At 67.4% G+C, this 16,977-nt stretch carries 17 protein-coding genes; 8 read left to right on the top strand and 9 right to left on the bottom strand.

Features of this window, described 5'->3' with window-relative positions:
- Nucleotides 1-3 precede the first annotated feature (3 nt).
- The 5 genes from CEX87_RS22050 to CEX87_RS22030 all read right to left on the bottom strand — a co-directional run bounded on the left by CEX87_RS22050 (nucleotide 4) and on the right by CEX87_RS22030 (nucleotide 6,012).
- Nucleotides 4-696: an endonuclease gene (locus CEX87_RS22050; RefSeq protein WP_094289100.1), complete on the bottom strand. Its 693-nt coding sequence runs from the start codon at nucleotides 694-696 to the stop codon at nucleotides 4-6.
- Nucleotides 632-1,003, bottom strand: a complete 372-nt coding sequence (locus CEX87_RS22045) for a TfoX/Sxy family protein (protein ID WP_094289098.1) — start codon at nucleotides 1,001-1,003, stop codon at nucleotides 632-634. Before CEX87_RS22045 ends, CEX87_RS22050 begins: the two co-directional genes overlap by 65 nt.
- 65 nt (nucleotides 1,004-1,068) lie before the next feature.
- The gene (gene lon, locus CEX87_RS22040; RefSeq protein WP_094289096.1) at nucleotides 1,069-3,390 is read right to left on the bottom strand and encodes an endopeptidase La; all 2,322 of its coding nucleotides are present in this window, start codon (nucleotides 3,388-3,390) and stop codon (nucleotides 1,069-1,071) included.
- A gap of 167 nt (nucleotides 3,391-3,557) precedes the next feature.
- On the bottom strand, nucleotides 3,558-4,562 hold the full coding sequence (locus CEX87_RS22035) for an esterase family protein (protein WP_064418607.1): 1,005 nt from the start codon (nucleotides 4,560-4,562) through the stop codon (nucleotides 3,558-3,560).
- A gap of 193 nt (nucleotides 4,563-4,755) precedes the next feature.
- Nucleotides 4,756-6,012, bottom strand: a complete 1,257-nt coding sequence (locus CEX87_RS22030; RefSeq protein ID WP_094289116.1) for an alpha-hydroxy acid oxidase — start codon at nucleotides 6,010-6,012, stop codon at nucleotides 4,756-4,758.
- 76 nt (nucleotides 6,013-6,088) lie between these two features.
- Here CEX87_RS22030 and CEX87_RS22025 point away from each other — a divergent pair, with 76 nt between their 5' ends.
- Nucleotides 6,089-6,550, top strand: a complete 462-nt coding sequence (locus tag CEX87_RS22025; protein WP_064427727.1) for a DUF1810 domain-containing protein — start codon at nucleotides 6,089-6,091, stop codon at nucleotides 6,548-6,550.
- On the opposite strand, the gene CEX87_RS22020 is transcribed toward CEX87_RS22025, so the two are convergent.
- Genes CEX87_RS22020 through CEX87_RS22010 form a run of 3 tightly spaced genes read right to left on the bottom strand, consistent with a single transcriptional unit; the run spans nucleotide 6,534 to nucleotide 10,014 of the window.
- A complete protein-coding gene (locus CEX87_RS22020) occupies nucleotides 6,534-7,838 on the bottom strand; it encodes an alpha-amylase family protein (RefSeq protein ID WP_094289094.1) in 1,305 nt (434 codons plus the stop codon). The two genes, CEX87_RS22025 and CEX87_RS22020, sit on opposite strands and share 17 nt — an antisense overlap.
- Complete coding sequence (locus tag CEX87_RS22015) at nucleotides 7,835-8,314, bottom strand: nucleoside deaminase (protein WP_068201687.1); 480 nt, start codon at nucleotides 8,312-8,314, stop codon at nucleotides 7,835-7,837. The genes CEX87_RS22020 and CEX87_RS22015 overlap by 4 nt, the downstream gene beginning before the upstream one ends.
- Nucleotides 8,315-8,331: 17 nt before the next feature.
- Complete coding sequence (locus CEX87_RS22010; RefSeq protein ID WP_068201898.1) at nucleotides 8,332-10,014, bottom strand: tetratricopeptide repeat protein; 1,683 nt, start codon at nucleotides 10,012-10,014, stop codon at nucleotides 8,332-8,334.
- 107 nt (nucleotides 10,015-10,121) lie between these two features.
- Between CEX87_RS22010 and CEX87_RS22005 the strand changes: the two genes are divergently transcribed.
- On the top strand, nucleotides 10,122-10,748 hold the full coding sequence (locus CEX87_RS22005) for a PaaI family thioesterase (RefSeq protein WP_068201685.1): 627 nt from the start codon (nucleotides 10,122-10,124) through the stop codon (nucleotides 10,746-10,748).
- On the opposite strand, the gene CEX87_RS22000 is transcribed toward CEX87_RS22005, so the two are convergent.
- A complete protein-coding gene (locus CEX87_RS22000) occupies nucleotides 10,720-12,666 on the bottom strand; it encodes an FUSC family protein (protein WP_094289092.1) in 1,947 nt (648 codons plus the stop codon). The two genes, CEX87_RS22005 and CEX87_RS22000, sit on opposite strands and share 29 nt — an antisense overlap.
- Before the next feature lie 425 nt (nucleotides 12,667-13,091).
- Here CEX87_RS22000 and CEX87_RS21995 point away from each other — a divergent pair, with 425 nt between their 5' ends.
- The 6 genes from CEX87_RS21995 to CEX87_RS21970 are packed head-to-tail and all read left to right on the top strand — an operon-like array spanning nucleotide 13,092 to nucleotide 16,973.
- A complete protein-coding gene (locus CEX87_RS21995) occupies nucleotides 13,092-13,928 on the top strand; it encodes an SH3-like domain-containing protein (RefSeq protein ID WP_064425485.1) in 837 nt (278 codons plus the stop codon).
- A complete protein-coding gene (scnC, locus tag CEX87_RS21990) occupies nucleotides 13,925-14,632 on the top strand; it encodes a thiocyanate hydrolase subunit gamma (protein WP_064425486.1) in 708 nt (235 codons plus the stop codon). Before CEX87_RS21995 ends, scnC begins: the two co-directional genes overlap by 4 nt.
- Nucleotides 14,629-14,997, top strand: coding sequence for a hypothetical protein (locus CEX87_RS21985; protein WP_064418614.1), 369 nt, complete (start codon nucleotides 14,629-14,631; stop codon nucleotides 14,995-14,997). Before scnC ends, CEX87_RS21985 begins: the two co-directional genes overlap by 4 nt.
- A 26-nt stretch (nucleotides 14,998-15,023) precedes the next feature.
- On the top strand, nucleotides 15,024-15,749 hold the full coding sequence (locus CEX87_RS21980) for an EthD domain-containing protein (RefSeq protein WP_064418615.1): 726 nt from the start codon (nucleotides 15,024-15,026) through the stop codon (nucleotides 15,747-15,749).
- Nucleotides 15,746-16,189: a TIGR03618 family F420-dependent PPOX class oxidoreductase gene (locus CEX87_RS21975; RefSeq protein ID WP_064418616.1), complete on the top strand. Its 444-nt coding sequence runs from the start codon at nucleotides 15,746-15,748 to the stop codon at nucleotides 16,187-16,189. Before CEX87_RS21980 ends, CEX87_RS21975 begins: the two co-directional genes overlap by 4 nt.
- Nucleotides 16,190-16,205: 16 nt before the next feature.
- Complete coding sequence (locus tag CEX87_RS21970) at nucleotides 16,206-16,973, top strand: enoyl-CoA hydratase/isomerase family protein (protein WP_064418617.1); 768 nt, start codon at nucleotides 16,206-16,208, stop codon at nucleotides 16,971-16,973.
- Nucleotides 16,974-16,977: the final 4 nt, after the last annotated feature.

The raw sequence follows: 16,977 nt of genomic DNA, 5'->3' as shown, positions 1-16,977 counted from the left end.
GCATCATTCCTGTGCCGTTACGTCTTCGCGCAGGTCGTCGTCGAGCGACACCTTGACCAAGGCGGCGGCGAGCTTTGCACACTTGCGCGGCGCCAGCGCGGCGAGCTCGTCGCTGTCACTTGGTAATCCGAGGTTGCGCGCAGCGCTGCTGGCGCGCGCGTCGAAGTACGGACGGATCCATGTCCAGGTGTCCTGAACCTCACGCAGGAAGATGGCGGCGCCGGTGTCGCCGATTCCCTTGAACCCCTTGAGCGAACGCGTCAGCGCGGTGGCGTCGTGGTCCTCGGTCCCATCGAGATTGCGTAGGTCTCCGCCGTATTCGTCGACGACGGCCTTGGCGATATCGGTGAGCCTGGTCGCCGAGCTTTCGTCGTACCGAACGTAGTGAGCACGGCCGAAGGCGCGGATCATCTCGGCGCGGTCGGCGTCGAGGACGGCCTTGGGGGTGCGCAGACCCGCGCGGAACAACTCCCGCGCGGCTTCGACCGCGATCGAGGCATCGATCGGTTTGCTCGACAGCATGCACAGGATCAGCAGCTGAAAGAGCGGCATCGGCTTGTCCGCCAACCGGATACCGGCGTCTTCGGCGTAGGTCGTGCCCACCTGCTCGAGGAGGCGCTTGACCAGCTTCTTACGTGCTGCGGCGTCCACGTCGGCTGGCGTACCCGCGCTCTTTCGGGGGCAAACTCTTGGCATAGCCGGTCCCGCGGATGACCCACGGTCGCAGTTGCCGCTTGGTGACCAGCCCTGCGCCGTCCACCCGCAGCCATCCGCTGATCTCTCTGCCCGCCATCACCATCGGTGCGACGTGTTCGCGCGACAACAGCTTCGCGGTGTCGTCGGGCGGCACCCGCACCATCAGGCCGCCTTGACCGCTGGCGGCCAACGCCATGTTGCCGCCGATCAGGAAGGCCAACCCACCGAACATGGCCTTCTCCTCGACTCCTTGTTCGCCGCTGAGCAGTTCGCGAATGCGGTGAGCCAGGTCCTCGTCGTACGCCATACGACGACAGTATCGCTCAGGGTCGTGACCTGCGATCGATCACGACCCTGAGGGCGGTCCTGCGGTCAGGCGGCGGCGGTGGCCGCGACCTGTGCGGGCTGCAGAGCCCGCGCGACGATGTCGGCAACGTCGGTCATCGGCTTGACCTCCAGCGCGTCGAGCACGTCGGCCGGGACGTCATCCAGGTCGGGCTCGTTACGCTGGGGGATCAAAACCGTTGACAGCCCGGCCCGTTGCGCCGCCAGCAGCTTCTGCTTGACGCCGCCGATGGGCAACACTCGACCGTTCAGCGTGACCTCGCCGGTCATCCCGACGTCCGCGCGGACCTGACGACCGGTGGCCATCGACACCAGCGCGGTGACCATCGTCACGCCCGCCGACGGACCGTCCTTCGGCACGGCGCCCGCGGGCACGTGCACGTGGATGCGACGGTCCAGAACCTTGGGGTCGACGCCCAACTGCTCGGCATGCGAGCGCACGTAGGACAGCGCGATCTGCGCGGACTCCTTCATGACCTCGCCCAGCTGCCCGGTCAGTTGCAACCCGGGCTCACCGTCGGTCGCCCCGGCCTCGATGTAGAGCACATCGCCGCCGAGACCGGTGACCGCCAACCCGGTGGCCACCCCCGGCACCGCCGTGCGCTCGGCCGATTCCGGCAGGAAGCGCGGACGCCCCAGGTACTCAACGAGATCCGGCTCGTCGACGGTGAGGGTGGTGATGTCGCCGGCAGCCAGCTTCGTCGTCACCTTGCGCAGCGCCTTGGCCAGCAGCCGCTCGAACTGACGCACCCCCGGCTCGCGGGTGTAATCCGCGGCGATCTTGCGCAGCGCCGCCTCGGTGACGATCACCTCGTCCTCGGTCAGCGCCGCCCGCTCACGCTGCCGGGGCAGCAGAAAGTCGCGGGCGATGGCGACCTTGTCGTCCTCGGTGTAGCCGTCGATCTGCACCAGTTCCATGCGGTCCAGCAGGGCCGACGGGATGTTCTCGATGACGTTGGCCGTCGCCAGGAACACCACGTCCGACAAGTCCAAATCGAGGTCCAGGTAGTGGTCGCGGAACGTGTGGTTCTGCGCCGGGTCCAAGACCTCCAGCAGCGCCGCCGCGGGGTCCCCGCGGAAGTCGGAGCCGACCTTGTCGATCTCGTCGAGCAGCACCACAGGGTTCATCGAACCGGCCTCGCCGATGGCACGCACGATGCGACCGGGGAGCGCACCGACGTAGGTGCGCCGGTGGCCGCGGATCTCGGCCTCGTCGCGCACGCCGCCGAGGGCAACGCGAACGAACTTGCGGCCCAACGCGCGTGCGACGCTCTCACCCAGCGAGGTCTTGCCGACACCGGGCGGACCGGCCAGCACCATCACCGCACCCGAACCGCGGCCGCCGACGACCTGCAACCCGCGCTGGGCGCGGCGCGCCCGCACAGCCAGGTACTCGACGATGCGGTCCTTGACGTCCTCGAGGCCGTGGTGATCGGCGTCCAGGATCTCCCGCGCCGTCCTCAAATCGGTCGAGTCCTCGGTGTGGACGTTCCACGGCAGGTCGAGCACGGTGTCCAGCCAGGTGCGGATCCAACCGCTCTCCGGGCTCTGGTCACTCGCGCGCTCGAGCTTGCCGACCTCGCGCAGCGCGGCCTCGCGCACCTTCTCGGGCAGGTCGGCGGCCTCGATGCGGCCGCGATAGTCGTCGGAGCCGTCGGGCTCGTCCTCGCCGAGTTCCTTGCGGATGGCGTTGAGCTGCTGGCGCAGCAGGAATTCCTTTTGCGTCTTCTCCATGCCCTCACGCACGTCTTCGGCGATCTTCTCGTTGACCTCGACCTCGGCCAGCTGAGCACCCGTCCACTCGATCAGCGCGCGCAACCGCTCGGCCACGTCCGGCGTCTCGAGCAGCTGACGCTTCTGAACCTGGGTCAAGTACGACGCGTAGCCCGCGGTGTCGGCCAGTGCCGACGGATCGGAGAGCTGGTTGACGAAATCGATGATCTGCCAGGCCTCACGCCGCTGCAGCATCGCCAGCAGCAGCTTCTTGTACTCGGCCGCGAGCTTGAAGGCCTCCTCGGTCACCTCGGATTCGTCGACCACGGTCACCTCGACCCACAGCGCCGCGCCGGGTCCGGTGGCGCCGGCGCCGATGTGGGCACGGCTCTCGCCCCGCACCACCGCGGCGGGTCCGCCGACCATGCGCCCGATCTGCACGATCGAGGCGAGCACCCCGTGCGAGGGATAACGGTCCTCGAGGCGGGGAGCGATCAGCAGTTCTCCGGAATCGCTCGCGCGGGCGGCGTCAACCGCGGCGCGCGCGGCCTCGTCGAGCTCGATCGGCACGACCATCCCGGGCAGCACGATCGACTCGCTCAGGAACAAGACCGGAACAGTCTTGGCTTCAGCCATCAATCCTCCAAAGTTTGAGTCTGTTGCGCTCAACCTTGGGATGGCCTGATTTGTTCCCTCGCCCGTCGCGCGGTGTACGCGCACCGCGAAACACCCCGAGACGGCAGGAAGCCTGCCGTTCGGGGGAAACGGCAGGCTCCCTGTGTGGGTGGATCTACGCGGTGCGGTTACGCACTGGCCTGTGCACCCAGCACCCGCTGGATGTCAGGCTTCATCATCTCCAGCTGCTGACCCCAGTAGCCCCAGCTGTGAGTCCCCTGTGCCGGGAAGTTGAACACCCCGTTGGTGCCACCCGCCGCGACATAGTTGTCCTTGAAGGTGACGTTGGTCCGCAACGTGAAGCCTTCGAGGAACTGGGCCGCCATCAGGTTCTGGCCAGCCGTGCCGCCGTCGAGATCTGACGGCGTACCGGTGCCGCAGTAGATCCAGATGCGGGTGTTGTTGGCGACCAACTGGTTGATGTTGATCATCGGGTCATTGCGCTTCCACGCCGGATCCGATGACGGACCCCACATGCTCTCGGCGTTGTACCCACCCGCGTCTTGCATGGCGAGACCGATCAGCATCGGCCACCAGCCCTCGGACGGGTTGAGGAAGCCCGACAGCGAAGCGGCGTAGATGAACTTCTGCGGGTGATAGATCGCATACGTCAGCGCGCTGCTGCCGGCCATCGAAATACCCACCACGGCATTGCCGTTCTGCGACACGCCCCGGTTGGCTTCCAGCCACGCCGGAAGTTCCTGGGTCAGGAACGTCTCCCATTTGTAGGTGTAGTCCTGGCCGTTACCCCGCGACGGCTGGTACCAGTCGGTGTAGAAGCTCGACTGTCCGCCGACCGGCATGACGACCGAGAGCCCGGACTGGTAGTACCACTCGAAGGCCGGGGTGTTGATGTCCCAACCGTTGAAGTCGTCCTGGGCGCGCAGGCCGTCGAGCAGGTACACCGCATGCGGCCCACCGCCCTGGAACTGGACCTTGATATTGCGGTTCATCGCGGGGGAGAACACGTCGAGATACTCGACGGGCAACCCAGGCCGCGAGAACGCCCCGGCAGTGGCCGAACCCCCGGCGAAGCCGATCAGCCCGGGCAGCGCCGCCACGGCGAACGCCGCCACCGCCATTCGGCGAAACAGTTTCGTACCGGTACCCCGGCACCTCTCCAGAATCTTCATAACGGCAACCAACCCACCTTTCATCGCTTCCACAAGCAATTGCCGTTTGCTGTGCGTGGGTAATGAAACACGTACTCCCGCCGCCGATGTCGACCCGACATGCGGTTGCCACATCGCGGTTGGCTAACGATTACGACTCAGCGGGGACTCACCAACACCCAATACCGGCTGTGACCTGTGTGGTCAGAGTGACTCAGGTGAAGTCGCGCGACGGGTCCGCCACAACGGGCCGCAGCCGATGCAGCTGCGTGACGTGCCGCGGCCCCAGCTCGCTCAGCGACCTCACCCCGAGTAGCTGCATCGTCCGCCTGACCTGCTGCGAAAGGATCTCGACGGCCCGGTCGACACCCGCCTCGCCGCCAGCCATGAGCCCGTAGAGGTAAGCGCGACCCACCAGCACGAAGCGCGCACCGAGCGCAATCGCAGCGACGATGTCGGCGCCGGACATCACCCCGGTGTCCAGCAGAATCTCGGTGGTGTCGCCGAGTTCGGCGGTGACGCTGGGCAGCAGATGGAACGGTACCGGCGCGCGGTCGAGTTGGCGGCCACCGTGATTGGATAACACGATGCCGTCGACTCCCAGTTCGGCGACTGCCCTGGCGTCATCGAGCGTTTGGATTCCCTTGACCACCAACTTGTTTGGCCACTGCTTCTTGATCCACACCAGATCGTCGAAGTTCACGGTGGGGTCGAACATGGTGTCGAGGTACTCGGCCACGGTGCCCGGCCATCGGTCCAGCGACGCGAAGGACAACGGTTCTGTGGTGAGCAGGTCGAACCACCACCGTGGGTGGGGAATGGCGTCCAGCACCGTTCGCAGCGTCAGCGTCGGCGGGATCGACATGCCGTTGCGGGTGTCGCGGTGGCGAGCCCCGGCGACCGGCACGTCGACGGTGGCGAGCAGCGTGTCGTACCCTGCGGCGGCGGCCCGTTCGACCAGGGCCATCGACCGGTCCCGGTCCTTCCACATGTACAGCTGAAACCAGTTGCGTCCGTGCGGGTTAGCCTGCTTGACGTCTTCGATCGATGCGGTGCCCAGCGTCGAGAGCGCGAACGGGATGCCGGCCCGGGCGGCGGCACGGGCGCCTGCGGTCTCGCCCGCGGTGTGCATCAGCCGGGTGAAGCCGGTGGGCGCGATGCCGAACGGTTGCGCGACGGGACCGCCGAGCACCGTCGCGCTGGTGTCGACGCTCGACACGTCACGCAGGATGGTGGGGTGAAACTCGATGTCGCGGAATGCTTGTCGCGCACGAGCCAGCGACAGCTCGTCCTCGGCGGCGCCGTCGGTGTAGTCGAACGCCGCCTTCGGGGTCCGTCGCTTGGCGATGCGGCGCAGGTCCTCGATCGTCAGCGCTGACGCCAGCCTGCGGTGCGTCGCGTTCAGCTGGGGCTTCTTGAACTGCAGCAGCGGCGCCAGGTCCCGCGGATGTGGGACGCGACGGCGCGTCATCTTGGCGCCCCGGTCGGCGTGCCGCTGATAGTCGTCATTGAATCGCACAGGTTAGCTTGTCAGACTGGCCGATGACATGGCTAAAGACAGATCGGCATCCGGCGACCCGTTCGACCTGCAGCGCTTCGTCGACGCTCAGGAACGCGTGTATGCCACGGTGCTCGACGAACTGCGCGCCGGCCGCAAACGCAGCCATTGGATCTGGTTCGTCTTCCCCCAGTTGCGCGGGCTCGGTAGAAGCCCGACGGCGCAGCGGTACGGGGTCGGATCCCTCGCCGAAGCCCGGGCCTACCTCGCCCATGACGTGCTGGGTGCGCGCCTGCGGGAGTGCGCGGAGCTGGTCGCCCGCAGTGACCAACCGTCGGCCGACGGCTTGTTCGGGTGGCCGGACAACCTCAAGGTCCGCTCGTCGATGACGTTGTTCAGCCGCGCCGCCGAAGACCCCGATGACGGGGCGCTCTTCGGCCGCGTGTTGACGAAGTACTACGACGGCGAACCCGACCAGCTGACCGTCGAACTGCTCAGCGAGGAGCGATGACCAGCCAGCCGTGCGGCCCGACCTCGTAGGTGGTGACGACCTCGGACGGCGGTGCGCCCGAGCCCGCGAGGACTTCCGCCCGATCGAATCCCAGGTCGGGCAGCGAGATCGCCAGCGGTTCGTCGCCGATGTTGAGCGCGACGATCAGCGACTCGGCTCCGGCGCGGCTCTGGTAGACGTACTGGCGGTTGGTCAACAGCAGCGGCGAGGTGCGCGCCGTGTGCAGCCACGCGTGGCGTCGGCGCAACCCGATCAGGAACTTGTGCAACCGGAAGACGTCGGCGCCGTGTTCGTCGAGGTCGAGCGGGGGAGTCGCAAATTCGGGGCGCACCGCGTCGTCGCCGCCGAACCGTTCCTCTTTGATCCCCTGGAACGCGAACTCGTCCCCGGCGTAGATACTGGGCGTACCACCGGTCGTCATCTGCAGCACAAAGGCGTGGTCGAGGTGGCGGATGTCGTCGAGTTGGCTGGCGATCCGGGTGACATCGTGGTTGCCGATGAAGGTCGTGGGCACGAAGGTGTCCAGAAACTCGTTGTGCCGCACCAGCGCCCAGTCCAGCTCGTGGAAGTTGCCGTCGTTGAGCGCGCTCCACGCGGCCTTCCACAGTTCGTACTGGGTGACCGAGTCGAAACCGGATTCGCGCACCCGTTGCGCGTAGTCGCCGTGGATGATCTCGGCGAGGAAATACGCCTCGGGGAACTGTTCGCGAACGCGTGGAAGCACCAGGGCCCAGAACTGGTCGGGCACCGCGTAGGCGGCGTCGAGGCGCCATCCGTCGGCGCCGCGGCGCAGCCAGTGCGTCATCACGTCGACGATGTAGTCGGCCACCGCCGGGTTGTCGTGGTCCAGCGCCACGAGGTCGCCGTGTCCCTCGAACACGTCGACGCCGTCGCCTCGCGTGCGCAGCCACTCGGTGTGGGCGAAATCGGTTCCGACATGGTTGAATACGCCGTCGAGCAGGATACGGAGCCCACGGCGGTGTGCCTCTTCAACCACCGTGTCGAAGTCGTCGTCGCCGCCGAGTCGCGGGTCGACGTGGAAATGGTCGGTGGTGTCGTAGCCGTGGGTGCGTGAGGAGAAGATCGGCCCCAGCGCGAGTCCGGAGGCGCCGAGTTCGATCGCGTGGTCGAGCCAACCGAGGATGCGCAGTAGCCGATGCTCGTCTGGCCCCGGCGGCGGGTCGGCGGGATGCGCGCCGACAAAGCCGAGCGGGTAGACATGCCACCAGATGACGTGCTCGACCCAGCCCGGTTCGGAGACGGCCGCGGAGTGCGAGTAATCCGTCATGGCTTGAACTTCGCTTCGTAGAGGGTCTTCATCGCGTCGCTGAACTGCTCGGCGGGCCCGTCCACCTCGACATCCGGTGCGATCGTGGAGATCGGCAGCGACACCACCGGCGGCGGCGGCGCCCCCCATTCGGCCAGCCATCTTGTCAACTGCTCCGACGACGCGGCGTACACGATGCGGCCGAGCCCGACCCAGGCGTGGGCCGCCCCGCACATCGGGCAGTGCTCGCCGGAGGTGTAGACGATTGCGGCGGCCCGCTCCTGCGGTGTCAGGTTGGCCGCCGCCCAGCGCGCGATCGCGAACTCCGGATGGCGCGTGCGGTCCCCGTCCTTGACGCGGTTGCGGTCCTCGAACAGCGTGCGTCCCGCGTCGTCGACGAGTAGGGAGCCAAACGGCTCATCGCCGGCTTCCAGCGCTTCGCGCGCCAGCTCTACGCAGCGGCCGAGGCGGGCGAGATCGTCATCGCTGATGGCCACATGTCGGAGTCTACGGATCAGTCGCAGCAGTCCGGGGGCACGTCCAGCCGACAGGCGCAGGACGCGCGGACAGCGACGTCGGTGCGCGCCGCTGCGAGGGTGAGCTGTTGACCGATGATCGCCGCCTCGGCGTCTCGGCCCAGCCGCTGCAGGCATTCGTGATAGCCGTGCAGGCTCCACACGTTGTTCGGATGCTGGCACGGCCGAGGCAGCGTGGGATCGAGTCCGAGGTCGGCGGCATAGACCGCGGCGGCCTCCTCGACGCGACCCTGTTCGAGCAGCAGGGCACCGTAGGCGTGACGGGTCGGCTGCATCCAGCCCCAGGGTTCGTCATACGGCAGCGTGTCGTCGAGTTCGATCGCCCGCCGCAGATGCGCGAAGGCGGTTTCGTAATCTGCGGCGCGGTAGGCGATCTCACCGTCAAGCATCTCGGCGGCGATCGCCAGGATGTCGATCACGGTGTTGTTGAACAGGTATCGGCTCTCGGGTATGCGGTCGTAGGCTTCGGCGAACGCCTCGCGTTCGGCGCGGGCTTGCTCCAACTTGCCCGTGGCGGCATGCGCGACGCCGCGCCCGTAGTGGATCGTCGCGACGGTGCTGCAGTACAGCTGCGCGTCCTCGGGCAGGGGTTGGGCTATCAGGTCGTCCCAGCGGCCGAACCTCACCATCACGTGGGTGCGCAACGGCACGAACGCTTCGAGCCAGTCGGCCATCGGCGGAGACTCGATCGCCAGCAGCTGGGGGCTGAGCTGGGCGGCCAGCTCATCCGCGGCGTCGAACGCGGCGCGTGAATTGCCTTCGAACATCGCCGAATACACCACGAAGTGCAGGTTGTGCGCCCGGTACAGGGAGTAGAAGTTCAGTGGCCCCTCGTGTTCGACGAACCTTCGGTCCACGTGGATGGCCGCCTGATTGGCCACCACCGAGTCCCGGTAATTGCCGCACAGCACGTCGATGTGGCTGGGCATGTGCTGCAGGTGGCCGGCGTCGGGCACCAGATCGCGCAGCAGGTCCGCGGCGGGCAGCGCATCCTGCGGGGCCGCCGACATCTCCATCGTGTGCACGTAGAGGTGCAGGATGCCGGGGTGCTTACGGCCGGTCGCGGTGGCCAACGCGTCGTCGAGGATCCGTTTGGCCGCCACCACACGCGACCCGGGCGCGGGGTCACCGGTTCTGGTGTCCCACAACGCCCATGCCGTCACGTTAACCAGTGCGTCGGCGGCCAGTGCCTGCACATCGACGTCGTCAGGGTAGGCCTGCGCCAGCGCCGCCATCGTGTCGGCATACTGTGCGCCACCGGTTTCGAGCGCCTGGGTGTCGTCGGGGTCGTCGGTGGGGAAGCGGGTCTGCAGCGCGGCGATCAGGCCACGCTCGACGGGTGCTGCGCGATGGTCGGCGGCCAGTCGCAACTCCATCCTCGCGCGTGCCAGCGACGCCGCCGCATCGACGGGATCGAAGGCGTCCCAACCTTTGTTGTAGTTCGGCCCGATCGCGTACGCGATGCCCCAGCGGGCGATCCCCAACCCCGGGTCCAGTTCGAGTGCCCGCTCGAAGCAGCGGATCGCTTCCTCATGGTTGAACGCGTAATTCCACACCATTCCGCGGTCGAACCACACCTGCGCCTGCGGCGACGGGGTGTCAATCGGCCGGTGATACGACCCGAGGTCGTAGTAGGTCTCGTCGCCGAGCGAGATGCTCATGAACGGCACGATAATTCACCCGCGCAGCTGCCGAGCATGTTCTGCGGCTCCAGCGCAGGGAGACGCGTGATTCGACAACCCGCGCTGCAACGTGTTCTAGTTCTTGGGTGCTGGAGTTCACCGACATCGGCGACGTGTCCGCAGCGGAGATCGACCGGCTGCGTGGTGTCTACGGCCCGCTCGCCGAATCCGTTCGACAGTTGATCGACGCGACGATCCGCACCGAAATGGACGCCGACACGGTCGCGGCGGTCCGCGAGAAGATCGACGGCGCGACAGCTGCTCTGCGATCACGGCAGATCGACGGGCCCTTCGGCGTGCGCTTCACCACCGGCGGCGACCGGCTGCCGTGGGGGAACCCGGTGATCGGACTGCGCAACCCGATCGCACCACCGTTGACCATCGAGCGCGCTGAGGACGGAACCGTGTACGCCGACTTCGAACTCGGCGCCGCCTACGAGGGCCCACCGGGACATGTGCACGGCGGGATCTCGGCGCTGATCCTCGACCACATCCTCGGCGAGGTCGCCGCCAATTCGATCAACCCCCGGTTCACCGGGACCATCACGCTGCGGTATCTGCGCCCGACGCGCCTCGGGCGGTTGCACGCCGAGGCGACGACCACGAGGTCCGAAGGCATCAAGTCCTATGCGACGGGCTATCTCGCCGACGACGAGGGTGTGACGGTGGAAGCTGAGGGTGTGTTCATCGAGCCGAAGTGGGCTCGCGCATAGCGGCGATCCCCGACAAGGCACGGGTGATCGCGCCGATCTCGGCGACCAGCACGCGGGCGGCCCCGTTGTCACCGGGTAGCCCCTCGGCCTTCTCGCGGACCTGCTGATGGGCCGCCGTCACGGCCGCGATGTCCACCGTCCACGGTGTCCCCGGATTCGGCGGGGCCCCTCGCAGCGCATCGACGAAATCGTCGACAGCGGCGACGAACTCAGGAGTCAACGTGGGCGGTGGCCGGTTCGGCAGGTTGGCCTCCAGCGCGGTGCACGAAATGGTGACGGCGTTCAGCGCCGTGCGGTACGACCGCAGCCACCGGCGCAGCTCGCGGGACTCCATCCGGGTCGCACCCGATGCGGCTTCGAAACCGGCGCGGGCGCGGTACGCGTGTTGCCACGCCGATGACACCGCGTCGGCCGGACGATCGAGGGGATGGACATAAGCCCTGACCACCGTTGCGGCGTAATCGATCTCGGTTTTGAGAAGCTCCCCGGCGCGGTGATGCAGCCGGGTCAGCGCGTGGTCGGGCAACGCGACGTGCGCCACGACCGCGAGCCCGCCGCCGACGACGATCGAGAACAACCGGTCCTCGAGCGTCGCACCAGAGGTGATGGCGTCGATTTCGAGGAAGAACACGACAGAAGCAGCCACGGCAGCGCTGGTCGCGATGTATCCCGTCCTGGTCGCGGCATACGTCGCGGCGAGGCCCAGCGTGGCAAGTGCGGCGGCGACCAGACCGGTGGGATGGGCCACCATCACGATCACCGACGCGACGACGACTCCCGTCGCGATGCCCGCAAGCCGGCCGATGCAGCGCGTATAGGTGTGAGCGGTCTCCGGGCGCAGCACCATGAGCACGGTCAGCGCGATCCAGTAGCCGTGCGCCACGGGAGCGAGTCGGTCCGCGCATGCGGCGAGCGCGACCGCCGAGGACAGCCGGACGGCGTGACGGAACAGCGGTGACGTCAAGCTCATGTGGGAACGGACGGAGGTCAGCGCCCCGCGCGCGGGGCTGATCAGGTCGGGCCGATACAGATCGGGAAACCGCAACTCCGCCGCTTCATGCAGTTGCTGGGAAAGCCGCTTTACCTCAGGGCTTTCCGGCTCGTCCAGTGCGGCCGCCGCGGCGTCCAGCCGGACCAGACCGTGCTCGGCGTTACGCCGCGCGACGTGGGTGTGGTCGGCGATCGCGTCGAGGACCTCGGCCGCTGCCGCCAGCACCCGGGAGACGTCGTCGCGGACGCCGACCGGGGTGCCGCGCAGCATGCGCAGCGTCGCCATGATCCGTTCGGGCAACCGGTGCCCACCTCGGTACGCCTCGGGTCGTCGGCCCGCCTGGGTGTCGATGAACGCATCGCGCAACGACGGCTTCAGCGTCGCACCGGCGGGCGTCTCCGCATCGTGGGCGAGCTGACGCGCATCCGTGGCCAACGCGCCGTATGCGTCGGCGAGCGCCTCGCGTTGAGTGCGCCATCGCTGCGGCGGCCAGAGCGCAATCAACCCCGCCTGCAGGGCACCGGCGACGATCGTCAGGACGGTCGGGACGAGGACCGACGACACCGACGGCGACAGCGGCGGCGCGATCACGAACAGCGCTCCGCCCGCGGCCGCCACCATGCCCGCGTTGTTCCCGACGGCCCACTGCAGACCGGCCCCGAAGCACCAAAGCGCCAGCACGACGATGAACACGACGTCGAACGAGGAAAGTAACGACCCGAAGAAAACGGCCGCGCCCATTTGCACGGCGACGATGAGCACTCGGGCGATCCGCCCGCCGGGACTGTCCTGCAGGGCTACGGCGCCGGCGACCGCACCCGCGCCGGCGGCCCAGACCGCGGTGGCCCCGGAGTCCCACAGCAGCGCGATCGAGGCCATCGCCAACACCCCGAGCAGGCTCCTGACCACCGCCCATGGTTCGGACATGGTCGGACGGAGGGCATCGATGACCCTGCTGCGGGTGCTCACGTACTCATTCTGACGCTTGCGCGCGGCATCGCAGGGACATCACACGCGTCAATTTATCGATGTTGCGGGGAAGTAACCGGCCACCGCCGGACAGCCCGGCACCGCGAGCTCAAACCTCATGTGCCCCAGCACAACCCCGTTCCCGGCGAGACCTGGTCGGTGTCGTCGATTCGCCTGCGACGACGCGGGTTGGGCGTTAGAGTCAGCCGACGGGGTGGGGCGACAGCATCGGAGGTGCCGGTGGCGCATACCGCTGTCGCGCGCGAATCGACGACCGATGCCGGCCCGCCGTTCCGCATCACGAGCACCCCGTCTCATGGGAACCACCGAGTTGATCCGTGCACGTCGACGGTGGCTCGGCCAGGGCAACGAAGGGAATCGTCATGAGCACCGCGGCCGAGCGAGCAGCTCAACTCGATCTGGTGGCCCGGTTGAAATCGGCCTATCCCGAACTACCGGATGCGCCGACGCCGGATCTGCTCGATCACAACCGGATCACCGCATATCTGAAACCCGTCCACGATGTCGGCGGGGAACCGGATGCGCCGATGAAGTACGAGAACAAACAGTACGAACTCTGGGAGCACATGACCTATGTCATCTGCGAAGTGCTGGCCTGGCGCGGCATCTGGCTTTCCGAGGAGCGCCGCCGCATCGGCAACGTCGATGTGGGCCGAGCCGAGTATCTGGGGCTGCCGTACTACGGCCGCTGGCTGTTGGCCGTCGCCCGCGTGCTCGTCGAGAAGCACCACATCGGCCTGACCGAGTTGAGTGAGCGGATGGCAGAGGTCAAGGCCCGCTACGAAGGTGGGCTGGCGGGCAAGAAGCTGGAAGCCATGCCGAAGTTCGAAGGCGACGGAGCAGACGTCAAGCGCAATGCCCACCACAAACACGCGGTGGGCAAAGGCGACCCGCAGGTCTATGCCGGGCAGGCCGACGAACCCAGGTTCAAAGTCGGCGATGCGGTGCTCGTGCGCGAACTACCGGTGATCTTCTACACCCGCACACCCGAATACGTGCGCGGCGCACGCGGCGAGATCGCGACCGTCGCCTACGAAAGCCCTGCGGCCGAGGACGAAACCTGGGACCGACCTGCCCAACCGGAATGGTTCTACGTCGTGCGGTTCAACATGTCGGAGTTGTGGCACGGCTACACCGGCACCGGCGACGACGTCATACAGACCGAAATCCCCGAGCACTGGCTGGAGGCCGCTTCATGACACACCACGATCACGATCACGATCGCACGGTGGCGCCGATGGTCGACGAAATCACCGACTTCGAGGTCCTCGAGATCGCGTTGCGCGAACTGTGCATCGAGAAGGGCATCTTCACCGCCGAGGAGCATCGCCGCTTCACCGAGTTCGCCGAACAGATCGGCCCGACGCCCGCGGCCGCGCTCGTCGCCAGGGCATGGCTGGATCCCGAGTTCAAGGAGCTCGCGCTGGCCGAACCCATGACCGCCAGCAAGGAGGTCGGCGTCGACTGGATGGAGCCGACCGGGTTCGGAACACCCAGTGACTTCACGGCTTTCGAGATCCTCGCCGACACACCCGACGTGCACAACGTGATCGTGTGCGCGCTGTGCTCCTGCTATCCGCGCCCGATCCTGGGCAACTCACCGGAGTGGTACCGCACGCCCAACTACCGCAGACGGATGGTGCGCTGGCCGCGTCAGGTGCTGGCGGAGTTCGGTTTGTATCTGCCCGACGAGGTGACCGTTCGCGTGCAGGATTCCAATCAGAAGCACCGCTTCATGGTGATGCCCATGCGTCCCGAGGGCACCGAGGATTGGACCGAGGAGCAACTCGCCGAAATCGTCACGCGTGACTGTCTGATCGGCGTCGCCCTGCCCAAGCCGGGCGTCACCACCAACGTCATCACCGCCACCCGTCCGGCCATCCACCCGGCCTCGGAAGCATGAGCGGCGCACCGGATCCCGGTATCGAACAGACCACGGTCGCCCCGCTCGAAGAGATCGTCGATCGCAATCAGGTCTGGTCCCGGATGGCGGCGAAGTACGGGGTGGAAAACCCTGTGCCGCCGTGGAAGACGAGCCTGGACGGGCTGTGCGACGCGCTCGACCGGGCCGCGTGCGATGCCGACATCCCCGACTTCAAGGCGCGCCGCGACGAAGAGGACGTGTTGACGGCGACGCGGTACGCCCAGTTGCCCTATCCCGAGAGCCAACTGGTGGCGCTGGCGCACTCGCTGGTCGCCCGAGGTGTTATCGACGAGAACGAGCTGAGGCAGCGACTGACCCGCATCCGCGAGCGGTTGGAAGCCTGACGGCTGAGACGCGGTAGGTTCCCGTCGTGGAGAAAGTCGTCATCACGCTGCGCCGGGCCAACGCCGACGACGCCTGGTGTGCGCGTCTGCACGACCAGGTCGTCCCGGATCTGCTGAGCCTTGGCATTCCGGGTCTGACGGTGAACGTGCGCGACGGGGCGGTCCGCGACTCGCTGATGACCCTGACCACGCTGGATCCACCGGTCGTCGGCTTCGTCAGCCTCTGGACCCAGCAGTCGTACGGCGATCAGGTCACCGCCGCCCTGGCCAGACTCCGGCAGGAGGCCGACGACGCGGCGGCTTATCTGGTCACCGAATCGGTCCCGATAACCCCGCCGGACAGCGCGCCGGGGGAGCGGACGGAGGGATTCGCCAACGTCGCCCTGCTCCGCAGGCCCGCCGACCTGGACGAGGCGACCTGGCTGACCCGCTGGCACATCGACCACACACCCGTGGCCATCGAAACCCAGTCCACGTTCGGCTATACGCAGAACGCCGTGGTGCGGGCCCTCACGCCGGGCGCACCGCCGGTCTCGGCGATCGTCGAGGAGCTGTTCCCCTCCGCCGCGCTGTCCGATCTGCACGCGTTCTTCGGCGCGGACGACGACGACGAGTTGCGCAGGCGCATGGAGCGCATGGTGGCCAGCACGTCGGCATTCGGCGCGAACCGCGACGTCGACACGGTCCCGACCAGCCGCTACGTGTACCGGACGCCATTCGCCAAGCCCTCTGCGGCGCAAGGAGAGTCATGACCACACTCGACGATGCCGTTGCGCTGGCCGCGGGCGAGAGCGGGCTGGCCGTGGTGTCGACATTGCGCGCCGACGGCACCATTCAGGCCTCACTGGTCAACGTCGGCAAGCTGACACATCCGGACACCGGGGCACCGGTGCTCGGCTTCGTCACCTACGGCAAGGTCAAGCTGGCCAACCTTCGCGCGCGCCCGCAGCTGGCGGTGACCTTCCGCCGCGGGTGGCAGTGGGCGACCGTCGAGGGCAACGCCGAGCTCGCCGGGCCGGACGATCCTCGACCGTGGCTCACCGAACCCGACAGATTGCGGCTGCTACTGCGGGAGGTGTTCCAAGCCGCGGGCGGAACCCACGACGACTGGGCGGAATACGACCGCGTGATGGCAGAGCAGCGCCGCACCGTGGTACTCGTCGCACCCACTCGGGTCTACAGCAACGGCTAACGCTTAATCTGCTGCGGTGGCTGAAACGACCCTGCGGATCGCCGACGACAACCGGATTCGCACGCTTACCCTGAACCGGCCGGACGTGCTCAACGCGTTCAACGAGGAGTTGTACCTCGCGACCGCGACCGCGCTGAGGGACGCGGCCGCCGACGACGAGGTCGCGGTCGTCCTGCTGACCGGGGAGGGGCGCGCGTTCAGCGCGGGCAACGACCTCAACGAGATGCAAAGGCGCATCACCGATCCCGCGTTCAACGAACAGGGCAGCCACTTCACCACGATGATCGACGCGCTCGCCGATTTCCCCAAACCGCTGATCTGTGCCGTCAACGGCGTCGGCGTCGGCATCGGGGCGACGATCCTCGGCTACGCCGACTTGGTCTTCATGTCGGCCGACGCGCGACTCAAGACGCCGTTCACGAGCCTGGGTGTGGCGCCCGAGGCGGCGTCGTCGTATCTGTTGCCGCGGCTGATCGGTCGGCAGAACGCCGCATGGCTGTTGATGTCATCGGAATGGGTGGACGCGGCCGAGGCGCACCGGATGGGCCTGGCCTGGAAGGTGTGTCCACCCGAGGAGTTGTTGGCCGAGGCGCGCAGGCACGCTGAAGTCCTCGCTTCGCGGCCCATCGCCAGCCTCATGGCGGTCAAGCAGACGATGACGGCGCCGACCCGCGAGGGAATCGACGCCGCGACGGCAAGGGAGAACGAACATTTCGCGGTGTTGATGGGCGCGGCGGCGAACGCGAGTGCGCTGGCCGACTTCACCGGCAAACGCGACCAGTGACGCG

Source organism: Mycobacterium lehmannii (assembly GCF_002245535.1).
GTDB lineage: Bacteria > Actinomycetota > Actinomycetes > Mycobacteriales > Mycobacteriaceae > Mycobacterium > Mycobacterium lehmannii.
Note: the sequence above shows the minus strand (reverse complement) of the source record. Positions and strands in the feature narration are given on the sequence as shown.

Bases quoted from the DNA above. Each gene is read 5' to 3' on its own strand.
- CEX87_RS22050 (WP_094289100.1), bottom strand. From the start codon at position 696: ATGCCAAGAGTTTGCCCCCGAAAGAGCGCGGGTACGCCAGCCGACGTG.
- CEX87_RS22045 (WP_094289098.1), bottom strand. From the start codon at position 1,003: ATGGCGTACGACGAGGACCTGGCTCACCGCATTCGCGAACTGCTCAGC.
- CEX87_RS22000 (WP_094289092.1), bottom strand. From the start codon at position 12,666: ATGTCCGAACCATGGGCGGTGGTCAGGAGCCTGCTCGGGGTGTTGGCG.
- scnC (WP_064425486.1), top strand. From the start codon at position 13,925: ATGACACACCACGATCACGATCACGATCGCACGGTGGCGCCGATGGTC.
- CEX87_RS22030 (WP_094289116.1), bottom strand. From the start codon at position 6,012: ATGACGCGCCGTCGCGTCCCACATCCGCGGGACCTGGCGCCGCTGCTG.
- CEX87_RS21995 (WP_064425485.1), top strand. From the start codon at position 13,092: ATGAGCACCGCGGCCGAGCGAGCAGCTCAACTCGATCTGGTGGCCCGG.
- CEX87_RS22025 (WP_064427727.1), top strand. From the start codon at position 6,089: ATGGCTAAAGACAGATCGGCATCCGGCGACCCGTTCGACCTGCAGCGC.
- CEX87_RS22035 (WP_064418607.1), bottom strand. From the start codon at position 4,562: ATGAAGATTCTGGAGAGGTGCCGGGGTACCGGTACGAAACTGTTTCGC.
- CEX87_RS22020 (WP_094289094.1), bottom strand. From the start codon at position 7,838: ATGACGGATTACTCGCACTCCGCGGCCGTCTCCGAACCGGGCTGGGTC.
- CEX87_RS21975 (WP_064418616.1), top strand. From the start codon at position 15,746: ATGACCACACTCGACGATGCCGTTGCGCTGGCCGCGGGCGAGAGCGGG.
- lon (WP_094289096.1), bottom strand. From the start codon at position 3,390: ATGGCTGAAGCCAAGACTGTTCCGGTCTTGTTCCTGAGCGAGTCGATC.
- CEX87_RS22010 (WP_068201898.1), bottom strand. From the start codon at position 10,014: ATGAGCATCTCGCTCGGCGACGAGACCTACTACGACCTCGGGTCGTAT.
- CEX87_RS21985 (WP_064418614.1), top strand. From the start codon at position 14,629: ATGAGCGGCGCACCGGATCCCGGTATCGAACAGACCACGGTCGCCCCG.